This window comes from Nocardiopsis synnemataformans (assembly GCF_965343085.1).
Classification (GTDB): Bacteria; Actinomycetota; Actinomycetes; order Streptosporangiales; family Streptosporangiaceae; genus Nocardiopsis; species Nocardiopsis alborubida.
Genome location: NZ_CBDRFA010000125.1, coordinates 1 through 14,070, shown reverse-complemented (window position 1 = coordinate 14,070; position 14,070 = coordinate 1). Strand labels below are relative to the sequence as shown.

The window sequence follows — 14,070 nt, the reverse complement described above, 5'->3', positions numbered from 1 at the left end:
CGAGGACCCCCCCACCCCCCCCCCCTCCCCGGTCCGGCCCTCACTCCCGGGTCAGGACCGCCACCGGGTACCGGTCGAGGACCGCGGCCAGGTGCGCCAGGGCGAGCCCGTCGGCGCTGTCGGGCGCCACGGCCTGGCCCGTGAGCCGTTCGGTCCACGCCCCCGGTCCCGAGGGCAGCGCCACGACCGTGTCCGCCCAGCCCCCCGCGTCGGCCAGCCCGATCGGCAACCGGGTGGCGATCACCGCCAGGTCGGGCCGGTCGGCTCCGGCCGAGGTCCGCGCGAAGGCCAGGGCGTGGTCCCGGGCCGGACCGGAGGCGGTGAGCGGCAGGTACCCCGAGGGGCGCAGATCGCGGCGTGCGCGCAGGCACGTGCGGACCAGGTGGAGCTTGGCCGCGCCGGTGGCGTCCACCGGCGGGCGCCACCCGTCCTCGATCCGGGTCAGCAGGTCCGCGCGGGCCTGGTGGTCCACGGGCCTGCGGTTGTCGGGGTCCACCAGGGACAGGTCCCACAGCTCGGTGCCCTGGTACAGGTCAGGGACGCCCGGGCCCAGCAGCTGCACGGCCTTCTGTCCCAGGGAGTTGCTCCACCCGGCCCCGCGCACCGACTCCACCACGGAGGCCACCTCCCCGCGCAGGGCCGTGTCGCCCAGCACCCGCGCGGGCCAGGAGCGGACGCGGTCCTCGAAGTCGGGGTCCGGATCGGTCCAGGAGGTGCCCAGCCGCGCCTCCCGGGCGGCCTTGAGCAGGTAGTCGGCCAGGCGCTCCTCCCCGATCGGCCAGGCGCCGACCAGGGTCTGCCAGCCCAGCAGGTTGAGCGCGGGTTCGGGCAGGGCGCACCGCCCGGTCCAGCGGCGCACGGCCTCGGCGAAGGGTTCGGCCACCTCCGTGAGGGCGGCCAGGCGGGCGCGCACGTCCTCGGAGCGCTTGGTGTCGTGCGTGGACAGGGTGGTCATGGTGTGCGGCCGGGCGGCCTCGCGGCGGGACGCGCCGTCGTGGAACTCCCGGGGTGTGACGGCGAAGTCGGCGGGGTCGCCGCCCACCTCGTTGAGGGCGACGAACCTGGTGGTGCGGTAGAAGGCGGTGTTCTCGGTGCCCATGGCCACGACCATCCCGCTGGTCTGCTGGATGCGCCGCGCGGCCTCGCCCCGGGGGTCGCGGCGCACCCGCAGGTCGACGGCCTCCAGGTCGTGGGCCAGGTCGGGGCGGCGCCCGGCGGCGGTCTCCACCGCCCGGGCCCAGTCGCGCTCCCCCTCGGGCAGGTAGGAGCGGTACACGTCGAAGGCGCACAGCAGCTCGGCGACGGCCTCCTCGCGGCGGCGCACCGCCTGGGGGGAGGGTGTCTCCCGCCCCCGGTCCGGGCGGGGCGGCAGCAGGGCGGCGATCCGTCGCACCTCGGCGCGCAGCAGCTCGGTGGCGGCGTGGCGGCGGGCCCGCAGGTCGGCCTCGGCGACGTCCACCTCCACCCCCTGGTCGAGGGCGAGGGTGGTGAGGTCGGCCTCACCTGAGGGGTCGACGAACACCCCGCAGACCTCGCGCAGGGCGTCGTACCCGGTGGTCCCGGCGACCGGCCAGGACTGGGGCAGGCTCTCGCCGGGGGCGAGGATCTTCTCCACGACCACCCAGCCGCCGAAGCGCTCGGTGAGGCGGCGCAGGTAGCCGCCAGGGTCGGTGAGCCCGTCCACGTGGTCGACCCGCAGCCCGTCGAGCTGGCCGAGTTCGGCCCAGCGCAGGATCTCGGCGTGGGTGGCGTCGAAGACCCCCGTGTTCTCCACCCGTACGGCGGCCAGCTCGCTGACGTCGAAGAACCGGCGGTAGGTGAGTTCGCTGTCGCCGCGCCGCCAGGACACCAGCCGGTAGTGCTGGCGCTCGTGCACCCGGTCGACGGGGTCGCCGGACTCGTACGTGCCGGGGGCGAGCGGGTAGCGCTTGTCGTGGTAGGCCAGGCAGCCGTCGGCGAGGACGAGGTCGGCCAGGGCGGCCCGTCCGCCGTCGCCGTCGTCGCCCAGCACGGGGATGAGCAGGGGCCCGGCGTCGAAGTCGATGTCGAAGCAGCGCGCGTACACCGAGTCCCGTCCGTGGGCGAGGACGTCCCACCACCAGCGGTTGGCGTCGGCGCGGACCACGGACACGTGGTTGGGGACGATGTCGGCGACCACGCCCAGGTCCAGTTCGTGCGCCTTGGCGGCCAGGGCCTCGCGGGCGGCGTCCCCGCCCAGTTCGGGCGAGACCCGGGTGGGGTCGACCACGTCGTAGCCGTGCTGGGAGCCCGGCGCGGCGGCGAGTACGGGGGACAGGTAGACCGCCCCGGTTCCCAGGCGGTCCAGGTAGTCGAGCAGGTCCGCGGCGTCCTCCAGGGTGAACCCGGGGCGCAGTTGGAGGCGGTAGGTTGACGTCGGAGCGGTGGACGTGTCGTGCGTGCTCATCACGCATCTACCCGTGCCCGTACCGTCCGCGTGTCATGCACGCCGGTCCGCGTGAGCGCCATGCCACACGGGGTCGCCTTGGGGGTGGCGGTCCGCCGATGGTTAAATTCTTCGGCGGTGCTCCATCACCAGCGACGACGCTCCCGTCCGGGGACGCGCGTCGGTGAACGCAGACCAGGACCACCGACACCGACGAAGGGGATAGAAGCAGTCGTGCTCCCGTCCAACAAGCGCACCAAGACCGGCGTCCTCCGCCACAGCGGGGCCTCCAGGGGGGCCGCGTCGGCCGCGCTGGCCGGCCTGCTGCTGGCAGTGACCGCCTGCGGCAGCGACCAGGCCGTTCCGGACAGCGCCGCGCCGGAGGTTCCCGAGGACCTGGAGTGCTTCTCCGGCAGCCTCTCGGGAGCCGGTTCCAGCGCCCAGGAGAACGCGATGACGACCTGGATCGCCGGTTACCAGTCGGCCTGCGACGACGCGCGCGTCTACTACAACTCGATCGGTTCGGGCGGCGGGCGCAGCCAGTTCATCGACGGCGCGGTGGCCTTCGCCGGGACCGACGCGGCGATGGACCCGGACGAGAACGCCGACGCCAGGGAGCGGTGCGGCGGCTCGGACGTGGTCAACCTGCCCGCCTACGTGATCCCGATCGCGGTGGTGTTCAACCTGGAGGGCGTGGACTCGCTGAACCTGCGTCCGGAGACGCTGGCCAAGATCTTCAACCAGGAGATCACGCGCTGGAACGACCCCGAGATCGCCGAGGACAACCCGGACGCGGACCTGCCGGACATGGCGATCACCCCGGTCAACCGCTCCGACGACTCGGGGACCACGGAGAACTTCACCAACTACCTCAGCGCCGCGGCGGCCGACGCCTGGCCGCACGAGCCGAGCGGGCAGTGGCCGCTCACCCCGCGCGAGTCGGCGCAGGGCAACAGCGGCATCGCCGACACGGTCGAGCGGGCCGAGGGGTCCATCGGCTACGTGGAGATGTCGCACGTGCACGGCATGTCCACGGTGGACATCGGCGTCGGCGGCGAGTTCGTGGAGATCTCCCCCGAGGCCGCCGCCCAGGTGGTCGCCGAGTCGCCGCAGCGCGAGGACAACCCCAGCGAGTACGACCTGGCGCTGGACCTGAACTACGGCACGACCGAGGCGGGCAGCTACCCGCTGGTCCTGGTCAGCTACGAGGTCGTGTGCCTGGACTACCCCGACGACGCCCAGGCAGAGCGGGCCAAGTCCTTCCTGCGCTACGTGGTGAGCCCGGAGGGCCAGTCGGCCGCCTCCGAGGAGACCGGGTCGGCCCCGGTCAGCGACACCCTGCGCGAGCAGCTCCTGGAGTCGATCTCCGCCGTCAGCTGAGGGATCGCGCGCCCGCGCGGCGGTGACGCGGTGACGCGGTGACGCGGTGACGCAGCGAGTCCGGGTCCGGCCCGGTTCGCGGTCGGGAACCGCGCGGCGGTGACCCGGCGGGACCGGCCGCGCGTGAGGCGGCCCCGGGCCGCGCCGCCCGAACGGGGAACGGATGTCACGGGCACGTCGCACAGGCGGCGTGCCCGTTGCACGTACGGCGTCCGGTACCTTGAGTACTGGCCGTGTCGCCCTCGGTCATCCTCGGGATGCGGGGCGTCCGGCGGGGTCCGCCCGCTCTCCTGGTCGATGTCTTCCCCCATCTGCCCGGTCGCGGTCGGACCCCGGGAGGCGGTCAGCCGCGCTCGCGGCGCAGCCGCTGACGGGCCCGCTCCCATCCCGAGCGCAGCCACCCGCCGGACCGCGCGGCGCCGGCGCCCTCCTTCCCCGCCCCGACCTCCCCCGCCCCGGCCTGCGGTGGCGGGGCGGACACCTCCACCGGTTCGGGTTCGGTGCGCGGGGGCGGCGGTACCGAGCGGTACAGCGACAGGTCGGTCAGCGTCTCCTCCCCGGCGTGGATCCGGTAGCGGCCGTGCAGCGCGGCGACCACGTCGCCCAGGTCCTCGTCCTCCTCGCACACCCGCAGGGCCCGGGCCAGCGCGCGAGTGCGCCACAGCCGCACCCCGGCGTCGCGGGTGGGCGAGGCGGCCGGGAAGAGTTCGGTGAGTCCCGCGCGGGCGCGTTCGGCGCTGGCCAGCAGCCGCGACAGGGCCACCTGTCCCAGCCCCCAGGAGACCGGGACCTGGAGCAGGAACGGTGAGGGGAAACCGGTGCGGGGCGCGGACGTGGCGAAGGAGATCCGGGGTTCGCGCAGGTAGTTGGCCTGGACCAGCCGCAGGTCCAGGTGGGGTCCGCCGACGTCCCGCCGGGCCTGACCGTCCACCGCCCGCAGCCGCCGCGTTCCGCGTACGGCCCCTTCCTCCTCGGCGCCCTCCCAGTCGGCGACCAGGGTGAGGGCCAGGTCGGTCTCGGCGCTGTCCAGAAGCCGATCCACGCAGCCGCGGATCAGGTCGTAGGGCGCGCCGGAGACCTCGACCACGGCGTGCACGAGCGGGATGCGGCGCCGGTGGGCGGGCACCCGCTCGCGGTAGGCGTGCGGGTGCGGCATGAACTCGGCGAGGACCTCGGTACGGAAGCGTTCGGAGGGCAGCCGGGTGCGCGCGGTGCCCGCGCGGCCCACGTGCCAGCCGGTGGCGGCGGGTTCGGGCAGCAGGACGGCGCCCGCCTGCCAGAGGCGGTAGCCGAACTCGGTGTCCTGACCCAGGTCGAGATCGGGGTCCACCCCCCCGGCGGCCTCGTAGAGGCTGCGGCGCACGGCCGCCGCCGCGCCGACGTAGGCGTGGAAGCCCAGGTGGTCGGCGTCGCGCAGGCCGTCACTCCCGGTGAGGACGCGCTCGACCCAGGCGTGGTGGCGGCCGGTGTCCAGGGTCCGGTGCAGGGCGTCGGTGCGGGCCAGGGCCAGGACGTCGGTGGGGCTCTGGGGCCCGGTGTCGGCGAAGCGGACCCGGCCGAGCGTGACGGCCTCGGCGTGGACGTGGTGCCAGCGCGCCTGGGCCTCGACGAACTCGCGGCACACCACCATGTCGGCGTCCATCCACAGCAGGACGTCGCCGGTGCTGGAGTGGGCGCCGTAGGCGCGGGCGTACCCGGCACCCCAGCCGCCGTCGGGGACGGGCAGGACGCGGCAGTGCGCGGGGCGCAGGTCGGGCAGCCGCAGCGCCGGGGAGGAGTGGTCGTCCACGACCACGACCTCCATCAGGTCCTCGGGGTAGGTCTGCGCGGCCAGGGAGGCCAGGGCGAGGTCGAGGCGCCGCTGCCCGCCGCGCGCCGGGATGACGACGCTGACCCGCAGGTCGGGGGCCCAGCGCCCGATGTCGGGCGGTGTCAGCGCACTCCAGTCGTTGCGGAAGACGCGGGTGAGGACGCGTTCCACCCGGCCACGGTGAGACACTCCGTCAACATGGGACCCTACGTGCTTATTCAGTGACACATAGTAACCATACCCTCACTCGGCTCCACCGCGGAGGCCTTCGCCCATGTGTCAGGAAACGGGCCCGCCGCGAGCGGACCGGGCACAGCGGCGGGGACGCGCCGCACGAGGTTCGGCGACGCGTCCCCGACAGAAGGCGCGCGATCAGCGGTCCTGGCCGCTTTGCGCCCTGAGCATCCGGACGCCGAGGTAGACCATTCCCACGACCAGGGCGACCATCAGGAGCCAGACCAGGAGGCCGACCACCACGGACAGGACCCAGAAGAAGGCGATGACGACCGCGATCCCGGCCGCGATCCTGAACACGAGACGTCCCATGGGCGGAAGAATACGCGGGCCGCACCGCCGACCGGTACCCGCGCCCCCGACCCGCTGCCGGGAAGGGTGCGTTGGTCAGAACCCTCGCGTCACACCAGCGACGGTTCCGGTCGGTCCGCTAGCCGACGCGGACCGCGACGGTGAAGACGCTGTCCCAGTAGGCGGCCAGGGAGACCTCCTCCAGCGGCTTGGACGGGTTGGAGCCGTGGACCATGTTGCCGTTGCCGGAGTAGATCCCCACGTGGCTGGGAGAGGACTCGCTGTAGAAGAACAGCAGGTCCCCGGGCTGGACCTCGTCGCGCGAGATCCGGGTGCCGGCGTTGACCTGGTCGTAGGTCGTACGGGGCAGACTGACCCCCGCCTGGGCCCACGCGGCCTGGACCAGGCCCGAGCAGTCGTAGCCGTCGGGGCCGGTACCGCCCCAGACGTAGGGCTTGCCGATCTGGGCGCGGGCGAAGTCCAGGACGGCCTGGACGTCGCCGGAGGCCGCGACGGCCTCGCCACCGCCGCCCGTGGAGGCCTCGGAGGCGGTCGGATCCTGCCCGCCCAGGCTCTCCAGGACCTCGGCCTGCTCGTCCAGGGCGGTCTCGCCCTCCTCCTGGGCCGTCTCGGCCTCGGAGAGCGCGGTGGAGGCGTCCTCCTCCGACTCGGCGGCCTGGTCGCGCAGGTCCTCGGCGCGCTCCACCTGGGCGACGTAGTCGTCCAGGACGGCGTCCTGTCCCGTGGACAGGAAGTTCAAGTCGGCGATGTTCTGTAGCGACGCGTCCGGGTCGCCGCGGAACAGGACCGTGAAGAGGCTGTGCGTGGACCCGGTGTAGGCGGTCTGGGCGATCCCGGCGACCGTGTCGGACATGGTCTCCAGTTCCTCCTGGGCCCTGGCGAGCTGCTCCTCGACCTCTTCGAGTTCGGTCTCGGCGGCCGCGTGGTCCTCCTCGGCCTGGTTGTAGGCCTCGTTCAGGGTTGAGAGCTCCTCCTGGAGCTGCTCGTAGCGTTCGCGGGCCTCCTCAGGGGTGGGCTCGGCGAAGGCGACGCCCGAGGACAGGACGACGGCGCCCAGGGTGGCGCAGCCGACCGTCGCGACACGGCGCCTGCTGCGCCTTCCGGGCTCGGGGTTGCGAGTCAAGGGACCGACTGCCTTTCTCCCACACCCGTCTACCAGCGCAGGGCATCCCGAGGACGCGCCGTGGCAAGGGCGCGTGGGATGCGGTGAGGGGGATCCCGGCGGGCGGCGCTCGAGGGGGCCGAGGGAGGTGTGCCGGCGTTCTGCGGTGGCCTCTGCTCCTGGGAAAGGACTGCTCGTGAGCGAGAGTGCGACGGAAACCGGACGCCGTCACCCTGGTGGTGACTAACGGGGGCGTTCCGGCCTGAGGGAACACTAATCCACCACCGGGACCGGTCGCGACCCTTTCGTTACCTTCTCTTGGGAAACCCTCTGACCAGCGGTTCCATAACAAGAGCCCCGGAAAGCCCGCCCGAGCGGCCATGACGGTTCTTAGTTCTCCCCCTCGAAGCCACACCAAAACAGGGTAATGACCACCGAAAAAGTGGCCTGTATCACGCGAACCACCGGAAGGGGGCGGGGGACGCCCCCGCCCCGGCACGCGTCACAGGTGGCGCTGCCACCAGTCCAGGATCGCCTCGAAGCGGGCGACGCGGTGGCTCGGCAGGCCCGAGCGCGACAGCTCGTGCCCCTCAGCGGGGAAGAGCAGCATCTCCGCCTCCTGGCCGCGCAGCCTCAACGCCACGAACAGACGCTGCGCCTGCTCCACCGGGCAGCGCCAGTCCTCCTCGGAGTGGACGATCAGGAACGGGACGTCGATCCGGTCGGCGTAGGTGAGCGGACTCTCCTTGGCCCAGGTCTGCGGCGGCCCGTACAGCGGCCCGGGGAAGAACGAGCCGATGTCGGAGGAGCCGTGGAAGCTCTCGATGGCGTTGACCGCGCGCTCGCTGATCGCCGCCCGGAACCGCTCGCCGTGGTGGGCGGCGATCCAGGTGGTCATGAACCCGCCGTGCGAGCCGCCCATGACGCCCACCCGCGAGGAGTCCAGCCGCTCGTCCTCCAGCGCCGCGTCCAGGAAGGCCAGCACGTCGGTGGCGGTGGTCGCGCCCACCGAGCCGATGACGGCCCGGCCGTGCTCGTGCCCGTAGCCCGAGGAGCCGCGCGGGTTGCACATCACCACGGCGTACCCGGCCGCCGCGTAGACCTGCGTCTCGTCGAAGAGCTGGTGGCCGTACTGGGCGAAGGGGCCGCCGTGGATCATCAGCACCACCGGGTGCGGGCCCTCGCCCTCGGGCACGGTGACCCACCCGTGCACGGGATAGCCGTCGGCGGTGCGGGCCGTCAGCTCCGTCATCGGCAGGGGGTCCAGCGCACCGGCGAACCCCGTGAGCGCCCGCGTGCCCCCGTCGTCGACCAGGACCAGCTCGCCGCTGCTGCGACCGTCGGCGACCACCGCGACGGTGACGCCGCCCGCGCTGTCGAAGGACTGGACCTGCACCGGTCCGCCGACGACGGTCTCGGGCTCGCCGCCCGTGAAGGGCACCAGGACCAGGTCCACCGCGCCCCTGTTCTCCGCCAGGCCGAGCAGGCCGTGCCCGGTGGCCCTGGGGCCCCCGGCCATCCGCGGGTTCTGGGCGGGGGTCAGCCGGACGGGCGCCGCCGAGGCGTCGGCGGGCACCGACCACAGGGCGCTGGTCTGGCCCACGAAGTCGTTCAGGTCGCCGTTCAGGTCGGGGCCGAGCTCGTCACCGAGGAAGTAGACGGTGGCGCCGTCCTCGGAGAAGTCGCTCTGCGCGGCGTCCAGGTTCCCGGCGGTGACCCGGCGCGGCTCGGCGCCCTCCTCCGGCGCGCACGCCCACAGGTCCTCCACCAGGTCGGTGTCGCGGGTGGCGTGGCGCGCGGCGGCGAAGACCAGCTCGGTGCCGTCCGGTCTCCAGGACACGTGCCGGTGGTCGAAGTCGCCCCGGGTCACCCTGACCGGCTCCCCCGCCTCGCCCGAGGGGTCCAGGGGCGCGGAGACGAACACGTGGGCGCGCCGGTCGTTGCCGAAACCGAGGTCGTCCAGCCGGTACTTGAGCTGCGTGATGCGCCGGGGCGGCTCCTTGCCCGGTTCGCGGTCCACGTAGCGGTGGGGCTCGGGGACGCGCGCGGTGTAGGCGATCCGGGTGGAGTCCGGGCTCCAGCGGGGAGCGCCCGCGCCCAGCGGGTGGGAGGTGATCTTCCAGGGCTCGCCGCCGTCGGCGGGCAGGACGTGGATCTGCGGGCGTTTGTCCTCGTCGGGGCGCAGGAAGGCGATCCACCGCCCGTCGGGGGAGAACACCGGGCCGTTGTCCCTGGTGCCCCGGGTGAGCCGGGCGGGCTGCGCGGAGCCGTCGGTGGGCACGGACCACAGGGAGCCCAGGTAGGCGTCCTCCTCCAGGTCCGGCCGGGTCACGGCGAAGACGGCGCGGCGGCCGTCGGGGGACAGGGTGGGCGCGCCGATGCTGTGCAGGTGGGCGATGTCAGCAGGTTTCATACACGGATGGCCGTCCCGGCGCGGGGAGCGCCGTGACCGCCCCCTCCTTTTCGCTTGTCGGTGGGACCGTCGTCCGGGGCCACCGCGTGCCGGGAACGGTCGGGCCGCGTCGGGCGCCGCCGTTCGAAGACGGGGGTCAGCGCTCCGGTCCGGAGAACACCCCAGGGGGACCTTATCCAGGCTTCTCGGCGGAAATCCAGGTGCTTTTCGTCCGGCCGGGCCCACTCCGTGGGGGCCGCGGGCGAACGGGGACGCCCGCCCGCGGTCCGGCGCGCGGGTCTCACCCGGTCGGCTCGACCGGCATCCCGCCCCGGCGGCGCACGGTGCCGTCGGTCTCCAACCGGGTGCACACCCACCGGCCGTCCTCCTCACGCCGGGCGCGGAAGGCGAACACCCGGGAGCGACGGTCGCAGCGGATCACGGCGTTGGCCTCCACCCCGTCGGCGTCCACGGGCTGGTGGTAGACCTGCGTCAGCCGTGGCGCCAGCTCGCAGGAGACCGTGCCCCGCAGGCGTCGCAGCTCCTCGCGGACTGGGACGGTCACCTGGTCGCGCAGCGCCTCAGGGGTGCGGCGTCCCACCAGGACCTCCGCCATGCGCTGGGCCAGCAGGTGCACGGGGCCGGGCGTGCGGTGGCCCGCCAGGAGCGGGGACCCGCACCGGCGCACGGGCGCGTGGCGCGGGGGCAGGGGCGTGCGGGCGGGGGTGCGGACCGGGCGGTGGTACGCGGGCTCGCCGTGCGCGCACAGGGGCCGGGGGCAGGGGTGGCGGTGAGGGGTGTACGACATGAACAGGTCCCTTCCGGGAGGATGACGTTCCGCCTTCGCCCTGCACAGAGGCGCCGCCACCTTGCCCGTGCCAGCTGGCATTCCAGGTTTCGGGGTTTTCTTGCGACCTCCGGCGCAGGGTGCACAGCGGCCCGAAACCGGCATACTGCATGCGTGACTTCCGCCTACCTCTCCTCCCCCGTACCCGTGGCCCTCGCCCACCGCGGCGGGTGGCTCCTCGACGACCAGGGCGTGCGCCGCACCGAACTGGAGAACACGGCCGCGGCCTTCCAGTACGCCGTCGACCTCGGCTACACGTACCTGGAGACGGACGTGCACGCCACCAGCGACGGCGTCCTCATGGCCTTCCACGACCCCACCCTGGACCGCGCCACCGACATGAGCGGCGCGATCGGCGACCTGCCCCACCGCGAGGTGGCCCGCGCCCGGGTGGCCGGACGCGAGCCGGTCCCGGTGCTGGAGGACCTGCTGGGGACCTGGCCCGAGGCGCGGTTCAACATCGACGTCAAGGCCGACGCCGCCGTCCTGCCGCTGCGTGAGGCGCTGCGCCGCACCAACGCCTGGGACCGGGTGTGCGTGGGCTCCTTCGACCAGCGCCGCCTGGACCGGGCGCGGCGGCTGTTCGACCGGCCCGTCGCCACCTCCTGCGGCCCGCTGGACGTGGTCCGGCTGCGGTGCTCCTGCGTGTCGCCGCTGCTGCGCTCCCTGGCCAGCCGGGTTCCGGTGTGCGCGCAGATCCCGCTGCGCCACGGCACCTTCCCCCTGCTCAGCCGGGACCTGATCGCCACCGCGCACCGCATGGGCATGCAGGTGCACGTGTGGACCATCAACGAGCCCGGGACGATGGAGCGCCTGCTCGACGCGGGGGTGGACGGCATCGTCACCGACAACACGAGTGCCCTCAGGGAACTCCTCGTGCGGCGGGGCCAGTGGTCCGGCCGCGCCCCCTCCACCGACGTCCCCCAGCGGAACGGATAGCCCCATGGCCACCACACCACCGGAGACGGACGCCACCGGCGCCCCCTCGGCCGACCCCGGGCAGCGCAGGCGCGAGCAGCGCGGCTGGTACCTCTACGACTGGGCCAACTCGGTGTTCACCACCTCGGTGGTGACCGTGCTCATCGGCCCGTACCTGAGCGACCTGGCGTGCGTGTCGGCCGGCGCCCCGGACGCCGCCTCATGCCTGGACCCCACGCTGTCCGTCAGCCCGCTGGGGCTGGACTTCCTCTCGCTGCACCCCAACGCGCTCTACCCGGCGCTGACCACGGTGGCGATCCTGCTCCAGATCCTGTGCCTGCCGGTCGTGGGGTCGATGGTCGACCACTCCCGGCACAAGAAGCGGTGGCTGCTCTGGCTGGCCGCCAGCGGGTCGGCGTGCACGGTGGGGCTGTACTTCGCCACCGACGGCTACCTGGTGGCCTCGGTGCTGTTCGTGCTGGCCAACCTGCTGTACGGGCTGGCGGGCGTGGTCTACAACGCGTTCCTGCCCGAGGTGGCCACGGCCGACGAACGCGACCGGGTGTCGGTCACCGGCTGGGGCATCGGCTACCTGGGCGGGGCCCTGCTCCTGGCCGTCCACCTGGGCCTGGTGGTCGGCGCGCCGTCCCTGGGCCTGGGCACGGACGACGCAGCGCGCATCGCCTTCGCCTCCTGCGGCCTGTGGTGGGCGGGGTTCACCGTCCTGGCGCTCCGGCCGCTGCGCAACCGCTACGGCGCCCTGGCTGCGCGCGGCGAGGGCCGTCCGAAGGTGGGGCGGTCGCTGCGCCAGTTCGGGCACACGCTCAAGGACATGCGCAGGTACCCGAACACGATCCTGTTCCTCTTGGCGTTCATCCTGTTCAACGACGGCGTGCAGGCGGCCATCCGTTACGCGGCGCCCTTCGCCACCCAGGACCTGGGGCTGGACCAGAACGTTCTGATCGTCACCATCCTCATCATCCAGTTCGTGGCCTTCGGGGGCGCCTTCCTGACCGGCCGGGTCGCTCGGGTCCTGGGGACGAAGAACACCGTGCTGGCCACGCTCGCGGTGTGGAGCTCGCTCGTGGCGGCGGCCTACTTCCTCCCGGTCGGGAACGTGCCGCTGTTCGTGGCCATGGGCGTGGGCATCGGCCTGGTGCTGGGCGGCACCCAGTCACTGGCCCGGTCGCTGTACTCCCAGCTCATCCCCCGAGGTCGCGAGGCGGAGTACTTCAGCCTGTACCAGATCTCGGACAAGGGGTCGAGCTTCCTGGGGTCGCTGACCGTGACCGTGGCCGTCTCGCTCACCGGCGGCTACCGGGTGGCGATCCTGTCCCTGATCGTGTTCTTCGTCATCGGGGGCCTACTGCTGTGGCGCACACGTATGCGCGAGGGCATTCTCGCGGTGGGCAACGAGGTGCCGCGCAACCTGTAGTACCCCGTAGCTCCTTGTAGTGCCCCGTAGCTCCTTGTAGCTCCTTGTAGTGCCCTGTAGTGCCCCGTAGCTCCTTGTAGCTCCCTGCCGGTCGGCCCGCCTCTGCTCAGGGGACACGCTCAAGCGAACATGACCAAGGTGATCGGTGGTGTGGGCAGTCCAGGGTCACAGCAACGGCGGAAGGACTACCGGAGGGCGTTCAACGGCGGGGGTTCGGGGGTGGTTGCTCGCTCCTGCGTCGGCAGCTGCCGCGTAGTGGTCCGAGTCGCGGCCAACGCCCGGGGTCGGGAGATGGCTGGTCTCTGCTGCGATGGCAGCGAAGGCGGCGGTGGGTTTGGGACGCCGCTCAACGCTTTGGCTGCGGGTGGTGGCCGAGGTAGCGGCGTCAGCTGCCGCGTAGTGGTGCGGGAGGGCGGTCAACGGTGGGCGTTCGGGGGCGGTGGGCCTCTGCTGCGTTGGCACCAAAGGCAGCGAGACTGGCGGGCCTCGGGCAGCGGTACCGACCCCGTGGTGGGGGGGAGCGACGGTGGCAGCGACGACGGTGGGCGCGGGGCCCGGGCTGTTTGCCGGGCACGGGCATGCCAGGGCCCGGCCTGACCGGGGTGTCATTCCCGGGGCGGTGGATCCGGCTCCCCCTCGGGTGGGTGTCCTCGCCCTGGGCTGCCTTGGCGGAGCGGGTGGGTTTGGTGGCCGTTGCGGGACCGGTGGTGTTGCTGGTGTGCGCGGAGTTCGCGTTGGTACTTGGCCCGGTTGTGCGGGCCGCACAACGGTTGCAGGTTCGCCACCACCGTGCGCCCACCCCGCGAGAACGAGGTGACGTGATCGGCCTGGCACCAGGCCACCGGCACCTCACACCCGCCCGGATGCGCACACGTGGCATGCCCATGGAAAGCTGCCGTGCGTTGGCGGGCTGAGGCCAACCGGCGGCTGGGGGCCACGTCCAGCACCCGCCCCGTCGGCGGGGCGGTGAGCATCCGCACCACCTCCGCATCTGCGGAGAGCTCGTGCACCACCCCGGCCGGGATCACCCGGCCGCGCTCGTCCAACGCCGGAACCTCCTGGCCGCGAGCGTCCAGGTAGGTGTGCACCGGCACCAGGATGCGGATCTGCGCCAGCGGAGCCGGAGCCTGGGTACACCCGGTGTGGGTGGTGGCATACCGCAGCGCCGCGATGAGCGCGTCATGCTCACGCTGAGACCGGGACCGGTCCTCGCCCTCCCCGAGCGGGGTGGTGAAA

Annotated in this window: 10 protein-coding genes; 3 read left to right on the top strand and 7 right to left on the bottom strand. The window is 73.2% G+C overall.

Going from position 1 to position 14,070, the window contains the following annotated elements; all coding sequences use genetic code 11:
* Positions 1 to 40: 40 nt before the first annotated feature.
* Positions 41 to 2,425, bottom strand: coding sequence for a malto-oligosyltrehalose synthase (gene treY, locus ACSIH6_RS38155; RefSeq protein WP_435113549.1), 2,385 nt, complete (start codon positions 2,423 to 2,425; stop codon positions 41 to 43).
* 213 nt (positions 2,426 to 2,638) lie between these two features.
* Here treY and pstS point away from each other — a divergent pair, with 213 nt between their 5' ends.
* Positions 2,639 to 3,784 (top strand): phosphate ABC transporter substrate-binding protein PstS, encoded by a 1,146-nt coding sequence (pstS, locus tag ACSIH6_RS38150; RefSeq protein ID WP_435113547.1) that lies wholly within the window; start codon positions 2,639 to 2,641, stop codon positions 3,782 to 3,784.
* A 343-nt stretch (positions 3,785 to 4,127) separates the two neighbouring features.
* Here pstS and ACSIH6_RS38145 read toward each other — a convergent pair whose 3' ends face one another.
* From ACSIH6_RS38145 to ACSIH6_RS38125, 5 genes are all read right to left on the bottom strand, one after another.
* Positions 4,128 to 5,765 carry a glycosyltransferase family 2 protein gene (locus ACSIH6_RS38145; protein WP_435113545.1) on the bottom strand — a complete coding sequence of 546 codons (1,638 nt, stop codon included), beginning with the start codon at positions 5,763 to 5,765 and terminating at the stop codon, positions 4,128 to 4,130.
* A 201-nt stretch (positions 5,766 to 5,966) separates the two neighbouring features.
* The gene (locus tag ACSIH6_RS38140) at positions 5,967 to 6,140 is read right to left on the bottom strand and encodes a hypothetical protein (RefSeq protein ID WP_435113543.1); all 174 of its coding nucleotides are present in this window, start codon (positions 6,138 to 6,140) and stop codon (positions 5,967 to 5,969) included.
* A 118-nt stretch (positions 6,141 to 6,258) separates the two neighbouring features.
* Complete coding sequence (locus ACSIH6_RS38135; RefSeq protein WP_435113541.1) at positions 6,259 to 7,263, bottom strand: C40 family peptidase; 1,005 nt, start codon at positions 7,261 to 7,263, stop codon at positions 6,259 to 6,261.
* 481 nt (positions 7,264 to 7,744) lie between these two features.
* The gene (locus ACSIH6_RS38130; protein ID WP_435113539.1) at positions 7,745 to 9,655 is read right to left on the bottom strand and encodes a S9 family peptidase; all 1,911 of its coding nucleotides are present in this window, start codon (positions 9,653 to 9,655) and stop codon (positions 7,745 to 7,747) included.
* Positions 9,656 to 9,935: 280 nt separating this feature from the next.
* Positions 9,936 to 10,442, bottom strand: coding sequence for an Rv3235 family protein (locus ACSIH6_RS38125; protein WP_435113537.1), 507 nt, complete (start codon positions 10,440 to 10,442; stop codon positions 9,936 to 9,938).
* 153 nt (positions 10,443 to 10,595) lie between these two features.
* Here ACSIH6_RS38125 and ACSIH6_RS38120 point away from each other — a divergent pair, with 153 nt between their 5' ends.
* Together ACSIH6_RS38120 and ACSIH6_RS38115 are read left to right on the top strand one after the other, a co-directional pair.
* Positions 10,596 to 11,420: a glycerophosphodiester phosphodiesterase family protein gene (locus ACSIH6_RS38120; protein WP_435113535.1), complete on the top strand. Its 825-nt coding sequence runs from the start codon at positions 10,596 to 10,598 to the stop codon at positions 11,418 to 11,420.
* A 4-nt stretch (positions 11,421 to 11,424) separates the two neighbouring features.
* The gene (locus ACSIH6_RS38115; protein WP_435113533.1) at positions 11,425 to 12,834 is read left to right on the top strand and encodes an MFS transporter; all 1,410 of its coding nucleotides are present in this window, start codon (positions 11,425 to 11,427) and stop codon (positions 12,832 to 12,834) included.
* A gap of 605 nt (positions 12,835 to 13,439) precedes the next feature.
* Here the strand turns inward: ACSIH6_RS38115 and ACSIH6_RS38110 are convergent.
* Positions 13,440 to 14,070, bottom strand: a 631-nt coding sequence (locus tag ACSIH6_RS38110; RefSeq protein WP_435113531.1) for an HNH endonuclease signature motif containing protein, incomplete at its 5' end; no start/stop codon positions are given.